At 38.4% G+C, this 25,037-nt stretch carries 28 protein-coding genes and 3 pseudogenes; 4 read left to right on the top strand and 27 right to left on the bottom strand.

Annotated features, from left to right (window positions below; all coding sequences use genetic code 11):
- Positions 1-199 precede the first annotated feature (199 nt).
- The 10 genes from AC1EKL_RS06240 to AC1EKL_RS06285 all read right to left on the bottom strand — a co-directional run bounded on the left by AC1EKL_RS06240 (position 200) and on the right by AC1EKL_RS06285 (position 7,291).
- Positions 200-745: a PadR family transcriptional regulator gene (locus AC1EKL_RS06240; RefSeq protein WP_480189443.1), complete on the bottom strand. Its 546-nt coding sequence runs from the start codon at positions 743-745 to the stop codon at positions 200-202.
- A 42-nt stretch (positions 746-787) separates the two neighbouring features.
- Entirely contained in the window at positions 788-1,327 is a 540-nt protein-coding gene (locus tag AC1EKL_RS06245; protein ID WP_480189442.1) for a phenolic acid decarboxylase, read from the bottom strand.
- Positions 1,328-1,441: 114 nt separating this feature from the next.
- Positions 1,442-1,927 carry a flavodoxin gene (locus tag AC1EKL_RS06250; RefSeq protein WP_480189441.1) on the bottom strand — a complete coding sequence of 162 codons (486 nt, stop codon included), beginning with the start codon at positions 1,925-1,927 and terminating at the stop codon, positions 1,442-1,444.
- Between the two features lie 42 nt (positions 1,928-1,969).
- Positions 1,970-2,692, bottom strand: a complete 723-nt coding sequence (locus tag AC1EKL_RS06255) for an alpha/beta hydrolase (RefSeq protein WP_480189440.1) — start codon at positions 2,690-2,692, stop codon at positions 1,970-1,972.
- 144 nt (positions 2,693-2,836) lie between these two features.
- Positions 2,837-3,475: a nitroreductase gene (locus AC1EKL_RS06260; RefSeq protein ID WP_480189439.1), complete on the bottom strand. Its 639-nt coding sequence runs from the start codon at positions 3,473-3,475 to the stop codon at positions 2,837-2,839.
- Positions 3,476-3,488: 13 nt separating this feature from the next.
- The gene (locus tag AC1EKL_RS06265; protein ID WP_480189438.1) at positions 3,489-4,307 is read right to left on the bottom strand and encodes an aldo/keto reductase; all 819 of its coding nucleotides are present in this window, start codon (positions 4,305-4,307) and stop codon (positions 3,489-3,491) included.
- A 21-nt stretch (positions 4,308-4,328) separates the two neighbouring features.
- Positions 4,329-4,967, bottom strand: coding sequence for an SDR family NAD(P)-dependent oxidoreductase (locus tag AC1EKL_RS06270; protein WP_480190247.1), 639 nt, complete (start codon positions 4,965-4,967; stop codon positions 4,329-4,331).
- Between the two features lie 56 nt (positions 4,968-5,023).
- On the bottom strand, positions 5,024-5,758 hold the full coding sequence (locus AC1EKL_RS06275) for an aldo/keto reductase family protein (RefSeq protein WP_480189436.1): 735 nt from the start codon (positions 5,756-5,758) through the stop codon (positions 5,024-5,026).
- Between the two features lie 2 nt (positions 5,759-5,760).
- The gene (locus AC1EKL_RS06280) at positions 5,761-6,282 is read right to left on the bottom strand and encodes a flavodoxin family protein (RefSeq protein WP_480189435.1); all 522 of its coding nucleotides are present in this window, start codon (positions 6,280-6,282) and stop codon (positions 5,761-5,763) included.
- Positions 6,283-6,382: 100 nt separating this feature from the next.
- Positions 6,383-7,291 carry a LysR family transcriptional regulator gene (locus AC1EKL_RS06285; protein WP_480189434.1) on the bottom strand — a complete coding sequence of 303 codons (909 nt, stop codon included), beginning with the start codon at positions 7,289-7,291 and terminating at the stop codon, positions 6,383-6,385.
- A gap of 84 nt (positions 7,292-7,375) precedes the next feature.
- On the opposite strand from AC1EKL_RS06285, the gene AC1EKL_RS06290 reads away from it, so the two are divergent.
- Entirely contained in the window at positions 7,376-8,974 is a 1,599-nt protein-coding gene (locus AC1EKL_RS06290) for a cation:proton antiporter (RefSeq protein WP_480189985.1), read from the top strand.
- A gap of 46 nt (positions 8,975-9,020) precedes the next feature.
- On the opposite strand, the gene lpdD is transcribed toward AC1EKL_RS06290, so the two are convergent.
- From lpdD to AC1EKL_RS06315, 5 genes are all read right to left on the bottom strand, one after another.
- Positions 9,021-9,473, bottom strand: coding sequence for a prenylated flavin chaperone LpdD (gene lpdD, locus AC1EKL_RS06295; protein WP_480189432.1), 453 nt, complete (start codon positions 9,471-9,473; stop codon positions 9,021-9,023).
- Positions 9,470-10,039 carry a UbiX family flavin prenyltransferase gene (locus AC1EKL_RS06300; RefSeq protein ID WP_480189431.1) on the bottom strand — a complete coding sequence of 190 codons (570 nt, stop codon included), beginning with the start codon at positions 10,037-10,039 and terminating at the stop codon, positions 9,470-9,472. Before AC1EKL_RS06300 ends, lpdD begins: the two co-directional genes overlap by 4 nt.
- 16 nt (positions 10,040-10,055) lie before the next feature.
- On the bottom strand, positions 10,056-11,534 hold the full coding sequence (locus tag AC1EKL_RS06305) for a UbiD family decarboxylase (protein ID WP_480189430.1): 1,479 nt from the start codon (positions 11,532-11,534) through the stop codon (positions 10,056-10,058).
- An 84-nt stretch (positions 11,535-11,618) separates the two neighbouring features.
- On the bottom strand, positions 11,619-12,104 hold the full coding sequence (locus AC1EKL_RS06310) for a LysR family transcriptional regulator substrate-binding protein (protein WP_480190248.1): 486 nt from the start codon (positions 12,102-12,104) through the stop codon (positions 11,619-11,621).
- A 20-nt stretch (positions 12,105-12,124) separates the two neighbouring features.
- A complete protein-coding gene (locus AC1EKL_RS06315) occupies positions 12,125-12,505 on the bottom strand; it encodes a LysR family transcriptional regulator (RefSeq protein ID WP_480190249.1) in 381 nt (126 codons plus the stop codon).
- Positions 12,506-12,761: 256 nt separating this feature from the next.
- On the opposite strand from AC1EKL_RS06315, the gene AC1EKL_RS06320 reads away from it, so the two are divergent.
- Positions 12,762-13,598 carry an SDR family oxidoreductase gene (locus tag AC1EKL_RS06320; protein ID WP_480189428.1) on the top strand — a complete coding sequence of 279 codons (837 nt, stop codon included), beginning with the start codon at positions 12,762-12,764 and terminating at the stop codon, positions 13,596-13,598.
- 100 nt (positions 13,599-13,698) lie between these two features.
- Here AC1EKL_RS06320 and AC1EKL_RS06325 read toward each other — a convergent pair whose 3' ends face one another.
- The 3 genes from AC1EKL_RS06325 to AC1EKL_RS06335 form a co-directional block, all read right to left on the bottom strand.
- On the bottom strand, positions 13,699-14,592 hold the full coding sequence (locus tag AC1EKL_RS06325) for a DMT family transporter (RefSeq protein ID WP_480190250.1): 894 nt from the start codon (positions 14,590-14,592) through the stop codon (positions 13,699-13,701).
- A gap of 239 nt (positions 14,593-14,831) precedes the next feature.
- Complete coding sequence (locus AC1EKL_RS06330; protein WP_480189446.1) at positions 14,832-15,695, bottom strand: aldo/keto reductase; 864 nt, start codon at positions 15,693-15,695, stop codon at positions 14,832-14,834.
- 17 nt (positions 15,696-15,712) lie between these two features.
- Positions 15,713-16,594, bottom strand: a complete 882-nt coding sequence (locus tag AC1EKL_RS06335) for an aldo/keto reductase (RefSeq protein ID WP_480189426.1) — start codon at positions 16,592-16,594, stop codon at positions 15,713-15,715.
- Between the two features lie 119 nt (positions 16,595-16,713).
- Here AC1EKL_RS06335 and AC1EKL_RS06340 point away from each other — a divergent pair, with 119 nt between their 5' ends.
- Positions 16,714-17,577, top strand: a complete 864-nt coding sequence (locus tag AC1EKL_RS06340) for a LysR family transcriptional regulator (protein ID WP_480189425.1) — start codon at positions 16,714-16,716, stop codon at positions 17,575-17,577.
- Positions 17,578-17,668: 91 nt separating this feature from the next.
- Here the strand turns inward: AC1EKL_RS06340 and AC1EKL_RS06345 are convergent, their stop codons facing one another.
- The 9 genes and pseudogenes from AC1EKL_RS06345 to AC1EKL_RS06385 all read right to left on the bottom strand — a co-directional run.
- Positions 17,669-18,103 carry a nuclear transport factor 2 family protein gene (locus AC1EKL_RS06345; RefSeq protein WP_480189424.1) on the bottom strand — a complete coding sequence of 145 codons (435 nt, stop codon included), beginning with the start codon at positions 18,101-18,103 and terminating at the stop codon, positions 17,669-17,671.
- A 20-nt stretch (positions 18,104-18,123) separates the two neighbouring features.
- Positions 18,124-18,732: an NAD(P)H-binding protein gene (locus AC1EKL_RS06350; protein WP_480189423.1), complete on the bottom strand. Its 609-nt coding sequence runs from the start codon at positions 18,730-18,732 to the stop codon at positions 18,124-18,126.
- A 122-nt stretch (positions 18,733-18,854) separates the two neighbouring features.
- Complete coding sequence (locus AC1EKL_RS06355) at positions 18,855-20,309, bottom strand: MFS transporter (protein WP_480190251.1); 1,455 nt, start codon at positions 20,307-20,309, stop codon at positions 18,855-18,857.
- An 11-nt stretch (positions 20,310-20,320) separates the two neighbouring features.
- Positions 20,321-20,701, bottom strand: coding sequence for a nuclear transport factor 2 family protein (locus AC1EKL_RS06360; protein WP_480189421.1), 381 nt, complete (start codon positions 20,699-20,701; stop codon positions 20,321-20,323).
- Between the two features lie 152 nt (positions 20,702-20,853).
- On the bottom strand, positions 20,854-20,997 hold the full coding sequence (locus AC1EKL_RS06365) for a hypothetical protein (RefSeq protein ID WP_480189420.1): 144 nt from the start codon (positions 20,995-20,997) through the stop codon (positions 20,854-20,856).
- A gap of 16 nt (positions 20,998-21,013) precedes the next feature.
- The gene (locus AC1EKL_RS06370) at positions 21,014-21,439 is read right to left on the bottom strand and encodes a TetR/AcrR family transcriptional regulator (RefSeq protein WP_480189419.1); all 426 of its coding nucleotides are present in this window, start codon (positions 21,437-21,439) and stop codon (positions 21,014-21,016) included.
- A 26-nt stretch (positions 21,440-21,465) separates the two neighbouring features.
- Positions 21,466-21,906, bottom strand: a pseudogene (locus tag AC1EKL_RS06375) (GNAT family N-acetyltransferase).
- 135 nt (positions 21,907-22,041) lie between these two features.
- A pseudogene (locus AC1EKL_RS06380) lies at positions 22,042-22,482 on the bottom strand (GNAT family N-acetyltransferase).
- A 144-nt stretch (positions 22,483-22,626) separates the two neighbouring features.
- Positions 22,627-22,797 (bottom strand): annotated as a pseudogene (locus AC1EKL_RS06385) (NAD(P)H-dependent oxidoreductase); the annotation flags it as partial.
- Between the two features lie 70 nt (positions 22,798-22,867).
- Here AC1EKL_RS06385 and AC1EKL_RS06390 point away from each other — a divergent pair.
- Complete coding sequence (locus tag AC1EKL_RS06390; RefSeq protein WP_480189418.1) at positions 22,868-25,018, top strand: mucin-binding protein; 2,151 nt, start codon at positions 22,868-22,870, stop codon at positions 25,016-25,018.
- The last annotated feature ends 19 nt before the right edge of the window (positions 25,019-25,037 follow it).

Consider the following 25,037-nt stretch of genomic DNA (forward strand, 5'->3'; position numbering starts at 1 on the left):
AGTGCTGTTTGTGGGTACGAAGCCTTGTGTTGTTTTTTCCAGTTTAAGACTTTCAGCTTAAAATCGCCATCATAATCCGGTGAACCAATCCCAGATAAATACATCTGAACTGCTTTCAGTTTAATTTCTAAACTAAACTTAGTCATAGTAAAACCCCCATAGTTGGAACTCCTTGTCCAACTATGGGGGTTCACTTCACTTAGCATTTTTTTAATGATCTCTTAGTCTCATTAAGCCACTCAATTTGGCCCTTTGTTCGTGAAATTGCCCGGGTCAAAATCAGGTAGTGACCATAGTGATTCTTTATTGCCAGTTGGTTTGGAAAGACTTCTTTTTCGCGTTGTGTCAGATACTTCAATTCTTTATTTAACAATTCTAATTGACGATTTATTAACTCCGGTATTCGCTGATCACCCATATCCTTAATGAAGAATAATTTTAACGAAAAAAGGTCTTCATGAACTGGTAATTCAGTGACTAATTGGTTTAACCACTCGTCTAAAACTGTTTTACCAGCTGATGTTATTTCATAATATTTTTCTTTGGCATTTTCTTGACTAGTTGAAACTGTGATCCATTCATCATCCACCATGCGCTTTAATTCAGGGTAGATTTGGCTATGTGACGCACGCCAAAAGTCACCAATCTCAGTGCTAAATTCAGCAGTTATCTTTCGTCCTGTTATTCTAGGCTCACTATTAATGATTCCTAAAATAATAAAAGGAAGAACTCGTTTTTTTGGCATTATTAGTCCTCCAAACATTAATTCTTCCTTTATTATACTTAATTATTTATTAATTCGCCGATAATCTTCATCAAAGTAGCGTCCCTTACGAATATCATCAGTAATCCCTTCGTAAGGCGCCTCGGAAATTACATCCTCATTGTTTTGACCCGCATCACCCATGTAGGTAATATGAGCAAATTCAGGAACAACCATCTTAGGATAAGTATCATACTTTTCCCGTGCTTCGTGCATTCGGTCGATATGTTCATTTTGGAACGTTACTGTAATTTCAGGATGTTGCTTTACCCATGCTGGAAAGAAAATCGTCCCGTTTAATTTCTTTTCATTTGGGACAAAGTCTAGTGCAACGTCTGTTCCCGTTGGTTCAGTCCACGCAACCTTGTAAATTCCTTCAGTCAACATTACGATATTCGCCTCTTGGTCTTTAACCCAGCGACCCGCAACCATTCCACCATGAATTCGGTAGTCAACAGTATGGTCATTTTTGGCATACCATTCATATTCCCAGCCATTATCATAAGTGTAGATAAAGTGGGTTCCTAAAAAGTCATCAAGTGTTTTAAATTTCTTTTCTGCCATTACAATCATCCTTTCATCTTTTATCGATGGTTCTATTTTATGTCGTTATCGACATAAAGTCAATAAAAATCGGCTACTAACTGAAATCTTTCCAAATCAGTAGCCATCTTCTTATTATTTAAAATTTAAGTTATCCACCCATGCATCAATTTGTCCAGCATTATTTAACACCGCTCCTTGATTAACATGTGTATCATAATTATTTTCTTTGACCGTTCGTTCAATAAAGTTCTGTGAACGATCATAATTGGTACCACCAGAAGTAGCAAACATTGCCAAATTCTTACCATTTAAGTCTAACTTATCAACTAAATCAGCAATCATCCGTGGCGGGATCGCCCACCAGATTGGGTGACCAATCACGATATTATCATAAGCCGTGATATCAGGAAGATCATCTTTAACAGCAACTCGACTATTGTGCTGGTGCTGTTCGATTGATGTCCGGCTAGTCGAATCATGCCAATCTAAATCAGCCGCTGTATATGGCTGAGCAGCATGAATTTCTACAATATCTGCGTTCAGTTTTTGAGCAACTTTTTTTGCAATTTCCTTGGTCGTATTGATCGCAGAATAATATAAAACCAGTGTCTTTGCCATTTGATTCACTCCTTTAAAAATTAATCTAACCTAATTTTATCATTAGATTCGGTTCAAAAATTCAACGATCTTTTGACTGACATCAACTTGCGTCTGTCCACCATAAATGCCATGACCGGCTTTAACCGTTACCAACTCACAATTAGGATAGAGTTTTGCCGCTCTTTTTGCATAACTAATCGGAACAATTCGGTCTAATGAGCCATGGATTAGTAAGACTGGTGTTTGATCATTTTTAATTTTTTGAAATGGATCAATTGATACTGCGTCAGTTAGATATTGATGTCCTAAAGTCATCCCCATCAATTGGAAAGTTGGTGCAGAACCATATTGTTTCAAAAGTTCTTTCGCACTATCCTGAATCAGGAATGCCGGATAAAGTAGTACTAACCCAGCAATGTCATTCCGTTGGGCCGAAACCATTGCGGCAACATAGCCACCCTGGCTTTCACCACCAATAATTATTTTTTGTTGAGGATTTTTGCCATAAAAGTGGTCAATAACATCATTTAATTCGGCGATTTCGGTCTTAACAGTCATTTCTTTCATTGAGCCACCACTTAAACTAAAGTCTGACCCACCAATAAAATCAAAGGTAAATACATTGTAATTATTATTGCTTAAGTCGACACCATAGTTACTTAATAAACTGGCACTGCTCCCTAATCCGTGACATAAAATCACCAACGGATTATTGTTCTCTGCTGAATAAAAGGTTCCGACCACTTCACCATTGCGAGTTGGAATTGCTAAAGTTGTAGTCATAATAATATGCCTCCTTCACTACTTAGTCTAAACATCAAGCCATCACCATGTAAAATACCTATTATTACTAATCATTGATACTTAAAATGAATAAAAATGATATGAATTAAGCCAACCACCTGACGTTGGTAGTCGGCCTTTTTATTATCGGTGAATAGTCAAAATATCATCTAAATCCATTCGGTTTGATTTAATTGTGTTAACCAACGCACTATCATCAGAATAGCCTAGGCCAATGCCGATAATAATCTCTTCATCGTCAGCAATATTTAGTTCTTTACGTAACATCTCTGGATAATTAATGAATTGGTAAGCTGTCATTGAAGCCAGTCCCTGGTTAGTTGCTGCTAGCACAATGCTATTACCAAATGAGCCTAAATCATATAGTGACCAGAGTGAATACCCCTTAGGCAATGTTAAATACAAGATTGCTTGAGCATTATAGAGCTTAGCGGACGCAGGACCCATTTCTTTACCTGCGGCACCAAGATCATTCGTCCACTCAGCCATGTTTGCCTGCGCCTGAGTTGGCCAATCTTTTCGTGACATCATCGGTAAATCAGGATTCCCCTTAGCACCGCTATTATCAAACTTTTCTTGTTGTGCGCGAACCTTTTCTAGAGAATCTCCCACTGCTAAATGGACATGATAAGGTTGGGAGTTAACCCACGAAGGTGCTAACTGCGCTTCTTGTAAAACTTTCTTAATTGTCTCAAGCGCTATATTTTGATCAGTAAATTGACGGGTTGATCTGCGATTTTTAATTACTTGTGCAAAATCCATTGCTAATTGCCTCCTAGTAATTACGTTCAATTAACATTGTGCTTGGCCAACAACCTGCTTGTCTGCGGTCTTCACTTCGAATATCAGCAATGTCTTGATCGCTTAGCTCAAAATCAAAAATATCTAAATTAGCTTTCAAGTGTTCTGGATTAGTAGACTTTGGAATTGCCAGGATATTTTCTTGCACATAGAAGCGGAGCATTACTTGTGCAGGTGACTTACCATACTGATGTCCAATTCGCACTAATGTTGGATTACTCAAAATATGTCCAGTTCCTTCACCAAGTGGTGCCCATGATTCATGAAGAATGCCATGTTCTTGCAAGTATTCGTGCATCCCCCATTGTTGCCAAAGGAGGTGAGTTTCAATCTGATCAACCGCCGGAACAACTTCACTATTGTCAATAATCTCTTGTACTTGCTGATGGTTGAAGTTACTCAAACCGATTGCCCGCAATTTTCCTTCATGATATGCGTCTTCAAGGGCCCGGTAAGTGTCAAGGTCATTACCATTTGGCCAGTGAATAATCATCAAGTCAAAGTAATCAAGGCCTGCTGCTTTGAGTGAAGTATCAATTCCCGCTTTAGTACTACGATAGCCACTCGTCTGGGTCTTGGAGGTAACAAAGATCTCTTCACGATTGATACCACTATTTCGAACAGCTGCACCAACTTCACGCTCATTGCCATAGTTTTGTGCGGTATCAATTAAGCGGTAACCAACTTTTAATGCTTGTGCAACTTCCTGCTCTGTTACGCGTGGTGAAGTAAGGTAAGTTCCATAGCCAATTGCTGGAATCTTAACATCGTTGTTTAAAGTATAGTATTTCATTTTTCTTCCCTCCATCTTTACTTATTGATAATTAACTTCCCAAACATTCCGTTCTTGCGCTAACTCAACAAACTTTTCTGCAATTAAATCTGGTGCAAAATGAGTATCTGGCTTAATCACTCCACCAACAGTGATAGTACCTGCAAATATTCCACTATTTTTCAAAGTAGTATTTAATAGTTGAAACATATTACGCAAACCTGCCTTGGCAGCACTGAGTCCCATAAACCCTGGGAATGGCGTAACTCCAGCAATCCCACCAGTAAATAGTGCAAAACCTTTTGTCGCTACTAGGTTATCGTGTAAAGCTACTACTGTTTGATAAGCACCAGCAACATCCGCTTGAAAATGCTTTTCTAAATCGTCACGGGTGAAATTATCATTATCCGGCGCCGTAATCCCAACATTGTAAATAAAACCAGAAATTTCTTCTTGCTGAATAGTAGTTAAAACACGTGCATAGTCTGCTTCATCAGTTACATCCGCCGTATACGTTTGGATGTCTACTCCAGTATTATTAGTTACTTCGGTGGCAATTTTCTCAAGATTTTTCTTTTGCCGTGCAATCAGAATTAAGTCATTTCCTTTTTGCGCAAACTTAGTAGCAAGGCTTTTACCTAATCCACTACCAACACCGATAATAACAACTTTTTTTCTCATAATAATCACCTCTAAATACTAAGTTTTTTCAAGGCCTCTAGGTCATCGCTTTCAATTTAAAAGTCTATTTGTTGGTTTTCAACCATATGATCAGCATTAGTTGTTTGCCGCCAAACTACCAATCCCTGTTGAACAACATACCGCATACACAATTGGTTAACTGACACCTGATATTTTCTAGCAAGTTGTTCCACTATTGGTGCCCGTAACAGTAAGCCATGCATTACCGGAGAATATGCTTCAACCGTTATATTATGTTCTTTGCAAAAGTTTAATAATGAAGATGGTGTATCACCGATTCTTACAACATACTGATCAATCATTGGTATTTCATCGATCGAATTCGGTAATTTCTGTAATGCATTTTGATTGAAATCATCAACCCCAATTGCTCGAGCTTGCCCCTTTTGTGAAACTTGAATCATTTTCTGCCATGCTTCGACATTTTTACCTGCTGACCCCAGATCTCTCATTAACAAAGCATCCACATATGATGTTCCAAGACTATTCAAAAGTCTGTCAATTGCTTCCTTGATTCCATAATGTTCAACCACTTCTCTACTAAGTTTACTGGTTATGAATACTTGCTCACGATCTAAACCAGCCATATGCAACGCTGAATTAACTCCTGAAAATCCTGTAAAAGACTGATCTACATCAACATGTCGATACCCGATTTGAAATGCTGTTACGATTGATTGCCTAACAACTTCAGGATCTTCAAGAAATGCAGTTCCAATTGCTAACTGTGGCATCAAACAGCCATTCCGTAGTTTAATATTTAATGTCATTTTTAATCACCAAAATCCAGCAATTGATTTAAGCTTTGTTCTAGATGTTCTGGATTATCTGAAATTCCAGCATCAATGCATAGCCCCTTCCGATATTTAGCATCAGCTGGCAGTAATGACTTAAAGTCAACTTCATAGTTGTAATCGGTATTCACACATGTCCAATAAGCGTAGACATCCTTCCCAGCTAAGTTGGCAGAAGTTAAGAAGGTCATAATCGGGTCCGCCATTGTCCAACCCCAAACTGGCCCACCGATGATTATCCGCCGATAGCCAGCTAAATCAGGCAACGATCCTTTAAGCTGTGGTGCCTTGCTAATATCTGGTAGTGGCTGCCCGTGCTTGGGGATAGAACCAACGCCACGCCACTTTCGCACAATGTCCCAACATGGATACATGGCTTTCGGGTAGTCAAAATCTGGTTCCAACTTTACTACATCAGCGCCAGTTTTCTGTCGAACCCGATCTGCAATTACTTCATTCAAACCAGTTAAAGAATAATAAATTAGTACTGTGTCTGCCATTATTTAACCTCCTCATCAACTTGTTTATTTTATTATAGGAGGCAGTGACAATTGACAGAAGATAGTGTTTAGTTAAGCCAGCTTTAACTTTAAGTTAATCCTAATTAGCTTGTTGGTTTAAATACTCCTGGCCGACTAAGCTGATAAATTCCTTTACTTGCGAATTGGCATGGCTTGACGATAAAATTCCGTAACTAATTGAATAGTCCCAATCCATCGGGATGCTAATCATTGAGGGATGAACATCATGCCACTGTTCGAGGGCTTCCATTAAATAATTATGGTGAACACAATAATTAAACGTATCAATATCATAAAAATAATCAGTGTTAACAATGGTAATGTCTGGATGGTGTTGGACAATTTCATCCCTTAATTCATCAATTTTAGGTGATAAACCTGGCCGAATTAATAAAATTTTTTGCCCTGCTAGATCCGCCCAGGTTAATTTTTCCTTACTTGCGAGCTTGTTTTGCCGTGAAACCATAATATTGCAGTGTTGATCGCCGAGATTAAAGAAATCAAACTCATTATCCATTAAATAATTAGCATTTGTTGGGCCTACCAGTAAGTCAACCGTCTTACCAAGTTGATTGGTAATCCGCCGTAATGAGGCCGCATCATCATTAAAAGGGATAATTTGCAGTTGGTAATCTTTTTGTTGCTTCCCCATCCGCTCCCAGACGTCCATTAATGGCCGCGCTGACCGCAACATTGATGTCGCAATCCGAATGGTTGTCTGACCTTTCTCAGCGATCGCTTGAGCAGCACTAATTGCCTCTCGCGAATCACGAATAATCTGTTGAGCTGACTCATATAATGCTTTCCCTGCTGGGGTTAGTCTAATTCCCCGCGGTGAACGATTAAAAATTTTGAACCCTAATTCACTTTCAAAATTATTCATCTGTTTCATGACAGAAACTGCCGACATGAAGAGACTACTAGCTGCTTTAGAAAAGCTTCCTTCACGAACAACCGCAATAAACGTATCTAACACTTGATCATACATTTTCAAACCACCTTTAACTAATTGTTAACTCTCAAATCTATTATATAATATTAAAGATAACATCACTAAAGGGAGTGTCTTCTAATGTCAATCCTCATTTCTACAGTAATTATTCTTTTGGCAGTGATTCTAAGTATTGTAGCCAGTCGCTGGATATTTACTAAGATTTCTGTCAACTATGTTTATATCTTAATGGGAATGATCGTTGCTGTGATCCCGTTTCTTAACCAAAGCATCGTTAGATTTAATGCTGACTTTTTTATGGGAATTATCGTTGCCCCCTTACTATTCTTTGAGGGGCAGAATACACGAATGAATTTGGTGTTACGCAACATTAAAACTATCCTTAGCTTAACAGTGATGATGGTCCTTTTAACTACTATCCTTGTCGGTTTCTCAACGTCCGTGATTTTAGGAGTAAGCTTACCACTCGCTTTCATTTTAGCGGCAATTAGTACCCCAACCGATGCAACAGCTACTGAGTCAGTTACTAATGGTTTAATCATGCCTGACCAACAAAGTACCAATTTAAAGCTCGAATCTCTTTTTAATGATGCTTCTGGAATTGTCCTTCTAAATATGGCAATCCTGTGGTACGTTAACGGGACGATTAAATATGGTGCGACTCTTGGTAATTTTGTCTATTCAGCAGTGGGTGGTGTCATCACTGGAGTCGTAATTGCAGGAATCCTTGTATCAATCAGGCAAGCAATGCTTCATTCCAAAGTTAACTTTATCGGTAATACTTACAATACTGGGATCCCATTAAAATTAATCTACCTTTTAACTCCCTACTTAATTTATTATCTTGCAGAAACGATTGAAGTCTCTGGAATTATTGCAGTAGTCTTTGCTGGCTTGGTTCATAATGCCGAAAGTCAACGAAGTGAATTGAGTAATCCAAGGCTGGCCTATGATACCGCTCATTTAACAACCTTACTCAATAGCGCCTTAAACGGAATTGTTTTTGTAACGTTGGGAATCATGGTTGTTCGTGTAATTAAACAACAAGTAATCGGTGTTCATGATTCTTATAATTGGCTTGTCATTGGGATAGTTCTCTACTTGGGTAACTTACTTGTTAGGTATCTTTATGTTCGAGTCGTCAACCATCAGAATAATAAAAATGCCTGGTTATTTTCACTGGGTGGTATCCATGGGGCAGTAACGTTTGCATTAGCGGTTACTGTTGCTGAAACAGCTGTTAAGGCACAAGATTTTCGGACAATTGTTCTAGCTGAAAGTACCTTAATCCTTCTCAGTATGATCATCCCTACAATTCTTTTTCGCTTTTTGCTACCAGCCAAACATACGGATAATAAACGCCAACAAAAAATTGCTAATATGCGGCAAGGAATGGTCAACAATGCAATTAACGTAATTCACCATAGTAAAAGCCCTGCAGAAATTAAAGCAGCAGTGATTTTCGATCTCCGTAGTCAAAACGGTAATATTAAAATGAAAGAATTTTGGCAAGCGTGGACCGCCGTTATTCGACATAGTGAACTATCTGACGACCGAAAGAAAATAATTCTGCGTACCTACCGAACTGCTTTTGAAGCTGAACGAGCCTACTTAAAGGCCAATTACAATAATGTTAAGTTAACGGAAAATGATTTTAACCTTCTCTATCAGGAAACGATGAATGCAGAACTAGTAATTCTTGATCAATACACCAACTAAAAAAGTCGAGCAGACATGAATCTTAAATGATTCACCGCTCGACTTTTTAATTACCTGTTCCCTTTGTTATCGATGTTAAGTTGCCATTATCATCTCGTTTTAAGTGAGTAGTATACTTTGGATTTTGAATAGTTGATTTCTGTTGAAAAAGCCACTTCTGAATTTGTCTTCCTAATTTATCAACCATGACAAAAGAGTCATCAATTTGTTGCTTTGTTATTCCGTCTATGTGGACTCCTGCATTAATTACTAAATTACCAAATGCATTATCTTCGAGAGTCTTGGCTAACCGTTCGGCTAATAAAATATCTTGATGCTTGCGACCATCATGTGAGCTGAAGTGAATACTATTTTCCTGACCCAGTTGGTAATCAAATGTTACAATGCCACCCACATGGGGAATCTCACCACCAGTTACATTAACTAACAAATCGCGATTTAATAAGATACACTCGGCAAATAGCGTAAAACTAGTAGTAACTTGAAAAGTCTTTCTCATTGATCTTCACCATCCCACCGATTAGCAAAATTAGTTTCAATTTCTAAACTATCTAAGACTTTCATTGATTGGTGATCAATTATATCTTGTATCGATTGTGGATGGTTATAGAAAGCAGGCATTGGCGGAATAATATGAACACCTAAACGAGCTAATTTAGTCAAATTTTCAAGATGAATCACTGATAATGGTGTCTCACGAGGAACAATAATTAATTTTCGTTGTTCCTTAAGTGCCACACTCGCACTACGCATAATAAGATCTTCATCAAATCCAATTGCAATTCCAGCTACTGTCTTCATACTAGCTGGAACAATCACCATCTCATCAGTACGAAACGAACCACTTGATATTTTGGCCCCTAAATTATGGTTACTATAATAATGATCCGCCATTTTTTTAACTTCATTAAGAGAATAATTGGTTTCCAGTTCAATATTTTTCTTAGCCCACTCACTTATTATTAAGTGCGTCTCTATTCCATCAATTGCCTGCAATTTTTTCAAAAGATCGATTCCATAAATTGAGCCAGATGCGCCAGAAATTGCAATTATAATTCTCTTCATAAAACCCATCTCCAATCTACTTCAAATATTTCTGCCAATCAGCTATTTTCTTAAATTTAGCGCGCTGAAATTGATCTTTCATATCATAAGGAACAGTCCCATCAATTACTGTTTTACTAGACATTCCTTTAAAGCGAATCGTCGGATCGTATTGTGGCTGTTCACTTGGGTCTAATGGATGATTACGCATTCCAGGCAAAACTAGAATATCTTGATCCCCCTGAAAACGGGTGTTCATTGTCCAAACAACATCGTTCATATCAAAAATATCAACATCATCATCTACCAACCAAACCGTTTTTAATTCTTTAAAGGCTGAAAATGCTAATAGTGCAGCTTGTCGTTGGATTCCCTCATCAACTTCACTCGACTTGTGAATTTGCATAATGGACATGAGCTTCCCACCGCCTGCTGGAGGATTATAAACATTTACTACCTTATTGGGAATTGCTCGGTCAACCAAATCAAGGATTGAAGCCTCAGTTGGAATTCCAGCCATTGAAACATGTTCTTCAGATGGGCCGATGACTGACTGCATTATTGGATTATCTTTTCGATGAGTTACCGCCGTAATTTTAACAAGGTTAACTGCCGGGTTTGCTAGACCAGCATATCCGGGAAATTCCGGCATGGCAAAACCAGTATGAGTATTAAGATCCTCTTGAATAGTTTGGTTAGGCATAATGTATCCTTCAAGAACATACTCACTCCTGGCGATTGCTTGTTCATTAACAGTTAATGCACTAACCACATCAACTGGTTCCTGACGAATAGAGCCAGCAATGTCCAATTCATTGTAACCAAGAGGCGTTGTCGGTGGCTCAAAAGTTGCACCAATTAAAATTGCCGGATCTAATCCAATATTAATAGTAATTGGCATTGGCTTATTATGTTGACTATATTCTGCAAAAAATCGTCCAAGGTGGCGTCCACCAGGCATAATATACATTCCCAGCGTATCGCGGCCCTCGATACACATCCGATGAATAGTCACATCAGTCATTTGCTTATTCATACTACTGCCCTTTACTAAACCACATGTAATATACGGACCAGCATCATATTCTGTATTTGTTGGTGCTGGAATTAACTTTCGTAAATCAAAATCACTTTCAGATGCAAGGTGTACAACTTCCTGGACTGGTGATTGTTCCTTGTTAACGACTACAGGATGAATTGGTGAATTCACTGCATCCTTTAAAAAGCGTCCAAGAGTTCGATAATCATGATGAAGGATTCGCCCTACTCGCTTACGAGATGCCATTAATCCAGTTAATACACGGGTATTAGGAAAACCTTTCAAATTATTAAACATCATTGCTGGCCCTTCTTTTGTTGGCCGTTGAACCGTTCCTCCCGCACCAATGTACCGATAGACACCCGATAGTTCTGCATCTGGATCAATTTCTATATTTGTTTCATGATAGTCAGCAGCCTTATCTTTTATTTCACTTATAACTCTTCTTAAATCCCATTTATTTGTTTGTTGATTCATAATAAAAACACTTCCTTACTTCGAGTGATTGTGCTCTATTGTAAAGAAGTGTTTTTTCATCAACAATTCAAAATTAACGACTACTTATTCACTTTTGGAATTAATCAATTTTTCTAAGTCTCGCCAGAAATCAACAAGCTGTGTTTTTTTATTATCTTTTTGCCGTATAAAGTAAAGAGATGAAGTTAATGTCGGAGTAATAGGAATAAACTTCACTCCAGAATATTTTTCACCTGGATCCATTAAAATTGAGATTCCTTGATGATGCTTTACCATCTCAACAATTGATGTAATTCGTTCACTAGTAAAGATAATGTTAGGATTAAAGTTTGCATGGGTACATAAATCCAATACTGGTTGATATAACTGTGAACTCTTATCGAGCATAATAAATGGGCGATTACTTACTTCTTCAAGATTAACCTTTTCCTTTTGTATAAGCGGATCATCATCTGCAACACATAATTTGAATTGCGCTTTTCTAGTTAATAATGAGGTAAATTGCTCATGATCTTCATTTTTCTCCAAGCAACGATAAAAAACTATGTCCACTTTTTGATCTTCAAGCATGGTTAAAATTTTATTACTTTCTACTTCAAGTATTTAAGGTTAACTTGAGGATGTTGGTCCATATATTCGGTTATTTTTTTGAATAATGGCGAAGATGAGAATGTGGGAATAACAGCCATTTTTATTAACGATTTATTATGCTGACGATAGCGTTCCAAAGTTAGCCATAGTTTCTCTTCCTGGACCAACATTCCTTTTACATTATCTAAAATTGCCTTTCCGGTTTCTGACAACTTTACATGTCTATTATCACGAATAAATAACGTTGTATCTAATTCTTGTTCTAATGACTTTATTTGTTTCGAAATACTGCTCTGGGTTGTATATAAATTTTCTGCCGTTTCCGAAAAACTCAATGTATCAGCTAAATCGAGAAATGTGCGGAGTTTGTTTGTTTCCATAATTTATTTACTCCCCTCTTTTTATTCCATAACGGAATGATAAACCATTATTTCGGAATTGTACAACAAAATAAGTGTGATTAAAATGACAACAACTCAATTTAATTCTTTTATCAAAAATTTGAAATGAGGCGATGTTGTGAAACTTACTCAATTTCCAATTAAATTTTTAACCAGGTACGGCTGATAATTTTGTTTCTAATGAGGTAATTGCTAGTGACTCAACAACTGGGATAGTTATTAGGAGGTAATTATAATGGCAGAACAAACATGGATGATTACAGGTACATCAAGTGGCTTTGGTAAGGCTTTAGCTACTAAACTGGCACAAGATAAAAATGTACAATTAATTGCTACGGCTCGAAAAATGAGTGATTTGAATTATTTAGATCAGTATGACCATGGCCAAATTAAAAAGATCATTGTAGACCTTTCTAAACCAAATGACATTAAAGAAGCAGCTCATGAAGCATTAGCATTCATCCCAGTAATTAATGTCTTAGTAAATAATGCCGGACTAGGCTACTTTGCAACAGTAGAAGAGAGTAGCATGGAAGACGTTCGTTATATATTTGAAGTAAATGTTTTTGGCCTGGCAGAAATGACAAGAGCACTTTTACCTCAATTTCGTAAACAATGTGGCGGAACCATCGTTAATATTTCTTCAGCTTTAGCGCTAACCACTTTACCTACAATGGGTTTTTATTCTGCAACAAAATATGCTGTTGAAGGATTAGGAGATACCCTAAGGAAAGAATTAGCACCATTAGAAATTAATGTTTTAAATGTTGAGCCAAGTGGGGCTCGAACTAATTGGTCAGGTGCTTCTTCAAAAAAGATAGTTCCGCAAATTGACAATTATTCTTCACTTAAAGAAATGGTAAACACAACTGATGAAGGAGTGCAAAATTCACCTGGTGATCCGCAATTGATTGCCCAAGCGATTATTGATGCGGTTAATAGCAACCAAGTACCCCATCATTTGCCATTAGGAGAATTTGCCTATAATGGTGGATTAGATAATCTTAATTCGCTAACTAATGAGATTAAAGCTAACCGTGACATCTCACTTTCCACCGACAATCAAAATTAAAATAACTCCACCAACTAAAAAAGTCGAGCAGACATGAATCTTAAATGATTCACCGCTCGACTTTTTAATTACAGTAATTCAGTAAAGACAACCCCAACAATTAAGACAAATAATCCAATAATCTGAACACGTTCTGCTGGGCGTTTTGGCCACCGAGCAATCCAAAGGTATCAACCAATAAGCTAATTGCAATTTGACCAAGAATCCCCAAGGTAATTGCAGAGCCATTACCGATTTGAGGTACTAGTAAGGCAGCTAAATAGATTGAAAAGCCACCAATAATACCACTTAAGAAGCCCCACCATGGAGTATGATTTTTCCTAATTAATGCTAAACGGGTAATATTTCCGCGAACTGTAACAAAGCCTAGTAAAAGAATTGTTGAAATAAGGAAAGTTAAGAATGCCGCGTGGATTGGTGAATGAAGTACCTTGCCAACATGCCCGTTAATCGCAATTTCTGAAGCATAAATCATCCCAGAAATAATTCCACCAATTTCCCAGAAAAGTTTACTACCGCTCCGCTTGGTCGTAGTAGTTTGGTGGCGTAATGATGGGACAACAACAATTAAGATAATCCCTAACAATACAAGAACTGCCCCGATAATCTTCATCGCTGTCAATGGGATTACCTGTGTACCAAACCAGCCAAGAGAATCAATTAAAATTCCAAAAATAATTTGACCAACCATTGGCAAAACGATTGCTAATACACTACCTAATTCGCCAAACATGAAAATATTAGCGGTTAAACAAATCGTAGCTAGAACACCACCAAGATAGCCCCACCATGGTAACTGACCTAGCTCACTAAAACTAATAAATGGTGAACCAGTAAATAAACCAAAAATAATTAAGAATAAAGTTCCAACTAAGAACGAAATTCCCGAAGCAAGGAATGGCTCATTAACATCTTGTCTTAATCGTGAGTTAACACTAGTTTGGACTGGTACCAAGCCACCTGCAATTAGTCCTAATGCAATTAAAAATACCATTTTTTATCATCTTCCTTTATTTGATTTCAGGTCCGCTAATAATAAAATTCAAAATCAATAGTAAAAGTGCAATTCCAATTACTTGATGAATCATATTAGCCACTTCCTTTGTGATAATTTCTGATTATTATCTTAAAGGTACTGCCAACATTTCAGAAGATGGTAAAAAGCTAAAGTAGTTTTAATTATAGGTTAATACTAAATAAAAAAAGCAGGCACTGCCGCCCGCTCATTCCTAGTTAATCATTTGTATGAACATCGTACTTACTCAGCATTTCTTCAACACCCGGTGCATCTGGATCATGTTGACCCTTGCCCTTATCAAGAGCACGCATTTGGTCCATTTCAGCAGAGTTCAATTCGAAGTCAAAGATGTCTTTGTTACTCTTAATCCGCGCTTCATGAACTGACTTAGGAAAGACAATTACACCTTCTTGATGTTCAAAGCGTAGGATAATTTGTCCAGCATCCTTACCGTACTTTTCTGCCATCTTAGTAATCACCGGTTCCTTAAATAAATCAGCATTACCTTGGCCAAGCGGTGCCCACGCTTCAAGTGCCACCCCATTTTCAGCCATGATCTTCCGGAGTTCCTTTTGTTGGAAGTATGGGTTGAACTCAACTTGGTTAACTGCTGGCATCACATCAAAGTCAGGAACAAACTTATTCCAAATCTTTGGAGTCATGTTAGAAACACCAATTGAACGAATCTTTCCTGCCTTTTGGGCTTCTTCCATTGCCTTCCAGGCTTCATCAACCTTGCCGTATGGTTGGTGGATTAAGTAAAGATCAACATAGTCTAAACCAAGCTTCTTCAATGAAAGATCAATTGCCTTCTTAGCGTCTTCATAAGCATAGTCCTGTAACCAAAGCTTTGAAGTTACCCAAACTTGGTCACGAGGAATTCCGCTATCCTTAATCGCCTTACCAACTTCTTGTTCGTTGAAGTAAGCAACCGCAGTATCGATATGCCGGTAACCAGCAGCTAGTGCATCCTTAACTGCTTTATAAGTTGAACCATCTGCTGGAATTTGGAAAGTTCCGAAACCAAATGAAGGAATTTCATTACCGTCGTTGAGTTTAAATGTTGGAATATTAGCCATCATCAATTACCTCCTAATTATTTTTCACTATCTTTTACTTGTTGCAAACTGGAGCCAAAAATTTGTTCAATTGTGACCGGATCACGATGGTCAAAGAACTGACTTTCGTTTTTATCCAAACTTGCCATCCTATTCATATCATCATCAGTCAATTCAAAGTCAAAAACATCGATATTTTCTGCCATCCGTTTTTGGTGAACGGACTTTGGAATAACCGTAATCCCGCGTTGGAGTAACCAGCGAAGAATGACTTGACCATTGCTCTTACCGTATTTAGCAGCAATTTCCGCAATCGTTTCATTCTTGAAAATATCATGCTTACCTTCCGCAAATGGTGCCCAGGCTTCCACCCGAACATCTTGGCTTTGGGCAAACTTCACTTCAGCATCTTGTTGGTACCACGGGTTAACTTCAATTTGGTTTAAAGCTGGTTTGACTGGCATCGTAAGCATTAAATCTTGAAGTTGATCAGCGTAAAAGTTAGAAACACCAATCGCGCGAATCTTACCTTCCTTTTGCGCTTCTTCTAATGCTCGCCAGGCACCCATCGTATCACCGTATGGTTGGTGAAGTAGGTACAAGTCCATGTAGTCAAGGCCTAGCTTTTGCAGTGAAGTATCAATTCCCTTTTTAGCGCGTTCGTAATTAAAATCAGAGACCCAGAGCTTTGAAGTAACAAAGATGTCGTCACGGTTAACAGAACTATTCTTGATTGCCTTGCCGACCGCTTCTTCATTTTGGTATGCGGCTGCCGTATCAATCAAGCGGTAACCAGTGTCAATTGCTTCAGTAACAGCCTTTTCTGCTTCATTAAGATCTGGTACTTGGAAAACACCAAAACCTAGCGTTGGCATTTCGACACCATTATTGAGTTTTACTGTTGGAATATTATTTGACATTGAATGAACTTCCTTTCGCTTTGTGATTGTCTATATCATAACCGCATTCTTCTTCATTGAAAATTACTTTAGCCCTATGCTAGTATACAGGTAACGTATGCTAGAAGTGAGGAACCATTATGATTGATAATTACTTACTAAAAGAATTAGTCACCTTTGCCGAAACCAAGGTCCTCGCCAAAACGGCACAAAAATTGATGGTCACTCAACCAACCGTTACCCGGGGGATGCAAAAGCTTGAAGATGAATTAGGGGTTAAATTGTTTGATCGTCAACCGAATAAGATTTCATTGACTAAGGCGGGAGAGCTAGCTGCTAAAAAGGCCCAGCTAGTCCTAGATACCAATCGACAATTTGTCAACGAAATTCGCAATTTTGCCCAAAGTCAACATGTCATCAAAATTGCTAGTGTTGCTCCGGGACCGCAAATTGTAATTGACGATAACAAACCTCAATTAGAAACTAATATTGACTTAGATCAGAAACTCTTTAATAGCAATAAAATTGAACCAGCACTACAAAGTCACCAGTATTCACTTATTATCACTAATCGGGAAATCCAAACTGACCTGATCGAATCCCGCTATCTTGGTCAGGAACATCTCTTTGTCAACCTTGACCAATTCATGTACCTAGCTAACCAGCAACAGGTTACCTTCAAGGAACTAGCTGGGCTAAGTTTTGTCGTCTTAAATGAAATTGGCCCATGGAAACAGGTCATTCAAGATAACATCCCCAACGCCAAGTTTCTCTACCAAGCTGAGTATGATTCGATGCGGGAACTGACAAAATATACAAACTTTCCCTTTTTCACCACGAACATCACCGATAACGATAACACTACCTATGATACAAGCGACAGTGTCAGAATCCCCATTACTGATGATGCTGCCACGATGACCTTCTATGCGGCATACTTAAAAAGCCAGCAGAAGACAATTACTCCACTGGCTAAAAAGTTAGTTGAGATTTGGCCTAAATAGTAAATTAGGCTAGATCACTAACTTAACAAAGTTAGCCTCCCATATCAGGACAATATTGAAACTCGTTATGTGTTGAAATACTTATCTAATCTTATTCAAGGTTACGTTTTTCACTAAAAATAATATGTTGTTCACGATCACTGATCAGCCATTGATTATCTTGCTTTACTAATTGGTCAACGTAACGAATATAGCTGACATTTAATACTTTTTGACCATCTTCTTCATTCATAATCGAAGCCTGACAATAGTGGGTATCGACTGCTTCTGTATCGCTTTTAAGTTCAACCACCTGCTGCCCATTCATGTGATATGAAGAAAGTGCACCAGCCATTGCAGCACCAAACTTTTGTTGCATTTCATCACGACTGTTGATTTCCATCATTTTTTGGTCACCATTGTAAATAGTGATGTGTAAATCTGGGATAAAAAGGTTTGTTTGTGCTGAAACATCAATCTCTAAGTTAGCAAAACGGTCAATCACTTCTTTAATTGCTATTTTATTTTCCAATTCTGTTAAACTCATTCTATTTTCCTCCTTTTAGCTTAGTGTTCCTGTGGCCGGTTAATACCAAAACTTTCTCGATTACCAAACTCGGGGTTCTTTACCATCTTAATTACTAAATCAGCAATTGCATACCGTGAGACATCATGGCCACCAAACGGTTCACCCTTTTTCGTCAATTCATAATCTGCCGGTCCGTTATCTAACCAACCGGGACGAATAATCGTATAGTCTAAATCGCTATCTTCAATCGTATCAGCTGCCTTTCGGTATGGCCGTAAAATTAGATTATGATATGGATTTGGTGATTCGCCCAACCAGGAAGGAATTTCTTGGTAGATTCCCATGGTTGTGATAAAGGCCAATCGTTTAACACCGACCTGGTCCATCACTTTTACCAAATGTTTAGCAAAAGAATTCATCCTTCCTGAAAGTGCAGCAAAAACAAAATCAATCCCATCTAAGGCCGTAGCTAATTCTTGATCATTGGTTACATCTAAATTAATTGCTGTTTCTCGCGATACATCGCTGAGAATTGTGGGACTGATGTGCCGAGCAGCTAATACTAACTCAGCATCTGTATTTTTAAGTAATTCCGTTGAAACAACGCGACCGATTGAATCAGTTGCACCGATTATTAATACTTTCATTAGTTTCACTCTCCTTTTAATTTACTATCATCATTATCAAATATTGTCCTCATCTAAAAAATGGGCAATGTTTCTCACTTAATGACATAAGTAACGGTTTGCGATAAATCGTTGCTTATTTTTTACCTAGGCTGCTTAATTACCTGTGGACGACGCCAGTTAAGGACTAGCGCTAGAATGACTAGAATTAAACCAATTATCATAATCACGTGAATGCCATTAAACAAGATGGTTGTTAGCTGTGGAAGTAATTCTTGCGGCACGTTTTTTGCCGTACTAGCATCTGATAACTGATTAACCATCCGGTTCGTAATTGGTGCTTTAATTTGGCTAGCAGTTGTTAGACTTAGAACTGCACCAAAAATCGCTGACATAAAAGTCTGACCAAGAGTTCTTACTAGTAATCCCCAAGTTGTCGAGATACTAATTAAGTTTTCTTCCACGCCGTCTTGAATTGATACTTGCATTGGCGTGAACGATAACCCAACCCCTAAGCCTTCAAAACCACCACTGACAATTAACCACCAGTATGGCGCATTCTTAGTTGCCAATACTAGGGTGAATGCTGAGATTAAAACACTGGTGCTACCAACCATGATGATGCGTCGGTACGGGATGTTAATCATTAGATGAGCTGTCCACCGGGTGCCGATTAGCAACAGAATTGATGAAGCAATTTGGGTCAGTCCACCCCAAGTTGCGTTAGTGCCTAGCAAACCTTGGGCCCACATTGGCGCATAAATACTGTAACCAATAAAGAAACCATTTAATAAGAACATGATGATGTTTTGTGATTGGATTGACCAGTTTTTTAGTAGGTTAGTTGGGATCATTGCACTCATCCCTTTACGTTTTTCAATTTGGTAAAAGAGAACTGCACAAGCAAGACCAATGACTAATAAGATAACCGTTCTCAATAAGCTTGCAGCAAGTGCATCACTGGCAAAAAGCAAAATTGTTAAAGTAATAATTAACATTAGGGCACCGTGATAATCAAATGAAGTTAATGCCTTTTCAAAATCTTCATGGTAAGAATTCTGCAACATCAAAATTGTTAGAATCCCGATTGGTAAATTAATCAGCAATACCCAATGCCAAGAAAAAGCATCAACTAACCAACCACCAATTAGTGGTCCAACAACCGTCGAAAGCGTATATGATGCTGTAACCCAACCAAGCGCTCGCGCACGTTGAGCAGGATTAGGATAAATATGGGCATAAATAACAAACGGTATCGAAATCATTCCTCCGGCACCAATTCCCATAAATGCCCGCGCAATAATTAGCATCACCATGCTCGTCGAAAGCCCGCCAACAAAGGAACTAATAATAAAGATGAACATTGCAATCTGAAAAGTTCGCTTATTACCAATAATTTCTCCTAAGCGTCCCCACAGAATAGTAGTCACAGCAGTGCCAAGTAAAAAGATTGAACTAATCCAGCCAATCAGGCGAATTCCATTTAGAGAACTAGTAATAGCTGGTAACGCGGTATTAACTATTGTCGCATCCAATCCACCCATGAAATTTGCTAGTAGTAACGCAATTGTCGAAACTATAAGTTGTCGTTTTGTCATCTTCGCCCTCCTCAATACATTGATGCTTCAGACCTAGTAATTAGCCACTGATCATTTCTTTTCTGTAGTTCAACCCGTGACTGAAGTTGCCAGACATTCCGAAAACCATAAATTCGCGCATCCAATTCATTACGCATAATTACCAGTGCTCTATCTCCTTCAACACTTGCCTGAAAAAGGATCTCGTTACTATCGTAATAATGCATCCGGCCACGTTTGATTTGTTCAAGCCATTCATCACGGCTCTGCACTTTTCCAGTAATATGAACAAACTGCGCATCCGGAGCAATCACCTGTCTGAGCAGTTCTTGGTCATCATTGATCATTCCTTGAACCTGTTGGCGAACTACTTTAGCAACCTGCTGTTCTGCATTTAGTTGTTTCACCTTCATAATGTTCCCTCCCTTAAGATGTTGTTTATATTATTAGGGAGAATCAAAACTAAAAAAATGGGCAATCTTTTTCGTTCAGTAACTTATGCCACACTTTGAAAAAAAGAGTAGCAAAAAACCGCCAAGAAGCTAAACATTCTTGACGGCTAATTTTAATTAAGTTGGAGGTAAGCATTAACGCCACCTTCCATTAAGGCAACTGCTTCATTAATGACATCTTCAAGCGGCTCTTTTTTACCATTCTTAACCCACTGAATATAAACTTGTAGTCCAGTATTTTGAATAAAATTAAACAATATGCGTTTTTGCCAGTCATTCAAGCGGGTTAAAGGCTGGCGAGGTTCCCCAGGTCTTATTCATCACCTGGTTAATCATCTGCTGACGAATTCCAGCATATGCTGAATCAGCAGAGCTAATTGTAATCCGTTCATATGCCCTATCCTGAGCCGCCGAATAAGTGAAAAACGCCCGCACACTTTTAGCAAGATCACGCGGATACTGGAAATTTTCAATCTGCTGGAGGTATTCCTGAGAATAATGGGCCTGGATTTCAGCTAAAAGATCATCCAGCGTCGGATAATATCGGTAAAACGTCTTTTTATTGATCATGGCAAGTTTAGCTAACTCGGTAACTGTGATTTTTTCGTAGTCCTTCTCCACAATCAATTCTTCAAATGCTTCATAAATTGATTTAATGGTTCGCTGCACGCGTAAATCTTCATATCCTGAAATCTTCATCGACCTTACACCTCGTAACTACATATTTATCTCCGCCGCATCCGTAATATCGGATACGGATTCCCCTGATCATCAATTGGTGACCGGGAAACAACTTTAAACCCCATATGTTCATAAAAGCCTCAAGCAGCCGGATTTTGTTCATTCACCGCTAATTCATTAACATGATACTTATCAACTCCTAAGCTAAGTAATTTGGTTCCAATCCCATGACCACGTTCGCTATTGTCAATAAACAGCATTTCAAGTTTATTTCCGTTAATGCCCATCAGTCCCTTAATTTGATTATCCTGAATGGCAACTAGTAGATGTTCAACTTCACGAAAAGCTTGGGGAACATATTGTTTAATCGTTTGAATTCCCTCTTTAGTTAGAAAATAGTGAGTTGCAGTAACGGCACTTTCCCAAACGTTAACTAACTGGTCCATTTCTTGATCGGTGATGGTGGATAGTCCTTTGATTTGCATCAACTGTCTCCCTACAGAATTGTTTTGATAAATTTAGATTATCTTACCACAGCTAAAAAGCCAGCAGAACGCCTATGCTCCACTGGCTTTATGATTATCCATTAATTACTTCTTTAACAGCTTTAGGAAATGGTGTTAAAGCGGTTGATGAACCATCTTAATATGCGGTGTTGATTTGTAGATAAATGGTTCTCCATCGCTAACAAAATCAGCCCGTTCATAAAAGCCCTGCACTTGTTTCTGTGCCTCGATCTCAATTAATTTACCAGGAAAATTTTCCCGAATAACTTCCATAATTTTAGTAAGAAGCTGGCCACCGACACCTTGACCACGTACCTTATTACTAGTAACTACCCGACCAAAAGTAACGGTCTGCGCATCAATCAAAAATACTCGAGCATAGGCAACAATTTATCCATCTTGATCCTGCTTAAAAATATGGATCGCCTGTTGATCCCGGTTATCTGGATCCTGATAGATTCGTTTTTGATCGACCACAAAAACTTTGGCTCGCAATACCATGATTTGATAAAGTTCAGAAACCGTTAATTTGTTAAATGTTTTTGACGTCCACATCATTATTCATATCCTTTCTTAAAATACAGCTCCCACTTTGCCATCAACAAAGTAGGAGCAATTTTTATAAAACAAGACAAATATTTTATTTCCATTATTCTAACACGATAACTTTTCCCAAACCATGCTAGCTTTCTAAACATTCAATAACCCGACCGACCCATTAGAAGTATACTTAAACGTTTTATGTGCAACTGCAGTTAAATCTAGATATTGTTTCATCTCCGCCGATAAGAAATGGTTATACATTGGGTTAATAAAAACATACTTATCGTCATTGATAAGCTCAGATATTTTATGGCACGAATTAGCCAAATTACCTACCGTTTTCTGATTGTAAGCGATATAATATCATCGCAAATAATTTAGATAGCGAGGTTTCATAATGGCTACCCAGAATAAGCAAAATTCAAAACAACTTTTCCGGCAACAACCACATTATGGTTTACGGAAACTATCAATTGGTGTTGCTTCGGTCCTCCTAAGTACTTCCTTTTATTTAGGAGTAACCGCTCATGCTGCCACTTCTGATAATGGACTAACGAACCCGGTTACAAAAAAATCTCAATCAGAATCACCTTCTGACGCAAACGCCAGTTCAGTGGTTCTTTCTGACCCGACACCTGATGACTCATCAACTCCAACCCAAAAGGTCGTTAGTAAGCAAATTGTATTTAAATACAATAATCCAGATACCGGGAAAACCGATACAGTAGCAACTCAACAAGTCAACAGTCACTCTGGTGAAATCAAGATGGTGACTGACACAGGCGCAGATGAGTCGATCAAGTTGGCCATCCCGACGAATTGGGAATTAAGTGGCGAATATAATGGACGTTTTGCCGATCAGTTAAACTTTTCAAATAACGATCCCCTCGAAGTTTTCCTGAAGCACCAGACTAAAGACACACTGCTGAGTTCAACCAAAAATTTGACGATTACCGTTAATGGTTTACCTGACCATTACCAAAATAGCGTTTATAATTGGGACTTTTCTAACAATCAACAATCACTGGTTGGTAGTGGTCACCAATTAGTGTTGCCAATTGAAATAGAAGTTACGAAATCGATTGACCTAGTTACTAACGAAATTTATTATAGCTCACCTGCATACATTATCGACGGTTATAAACTTCTTTATAGTGCTGGATCACCCGGACTAACAGGACTTCCGGTGGAAATTCCGTGGGGATATGTGGCAACCATCAGCACTTCCTCCAGCGATGTTACCCATAATTATTCTGATGCAGGATTATTTGCGATTAAAGGAACTCTAGTTACACTCGTAAACGTTGGTCAATATGACTTTTTAGACTATCAATTCGATTCTCAAAAATTAACTGATTATGCGAAAGCGATGAATAGTTTTCTTAACGGGGGCCTTGATAATGAGCCTAAATCAAACGTTATTTTTATTGGCTTACAAGGTTACCAAGATGGTAACTCGGTAAACCCGCTTGATCAGTTTGTTGATGAAAATCTGACCATTAACGTTAAACCGATTGAATTAACTAAAGATTACTACTTTGTTGATCAAGATGGAAAACCAGTCGGTAATAGCACACCACAATCATTTAAAGGAACAATGGATTCAACGGTTACCGTACACCCTAAGCTTCCTGCTGGCTGGGAATTAGTGGATCCAGCACAAGCTAATTTGGATTATTCATTTAGTTTTCCATATGAATTGTCTAATAAAAAAGATGATTCCACTGGACTCAAACTTCATAAGACGGTTTTAAATTCTGAGCCGCTTTTGATTCAAATTCGTCACAAGATTACGCAAAGCACTGAGGTGGCAACAATAACGCGGCCGATTACTGTTCATTCGCCAAATGGAACAATCATTGATGCAACCCAAACTCTGACCCTCTCTCGACCAGTCAATATTGACGAAGTTATTAATAAGCCGACTTCCAAAGGATCTTGGTCCACAGGTAGTTTTACTCAATATGATGCTCCGGTTATTCCTGGCTACACTGCAACTCGGAATGCTCCTGCAACTAGTGTCAATATTAATAGTAATTTCAATCCGATTGAAATTTCATACTTACCTAATACGCAGGCCGGGAAAATTTCTTACATTGATAACGGTCAGGAAGTTGGATCAACACCCCTCTTCGGTAAAACAGATGAACTTGTTTCAATTAATCCTGTGATTCCAGATGGTTACACCATTCTTCCTGGCCAAACTATACCAACCAGTATTCAAGCGACTGCTTCTGGTATCCCGACAGTGGTGATCCAGGTTCAACACCCTACTCCTGCTGCAACCGACCACTTAGCAGCAGATTCTAAAGTGCCGGAAACCACATCAGTTGTTATTAACCCAACGACTTCAAATGCCACTCAACCTACTATGCAAAACGATAAAAATGCCGTTGCTACTAAGTTAACAACGGCACCATCAAATCGTCATCAATCGCAATTACCTCAAACCGGTACGAATGATCATCAGGTTGTCATTGGTCTTGCACTTGCTGGTTTAGCTAGTGTTCTCGGCCTAACTGGTATCCTGAGAAGAAAAGATAATTAGCAACAATATGTAACTAAAC

It is taken from the genome of Limosilactobacillus sp. C0001E2 (assembly GCF_056590915.1).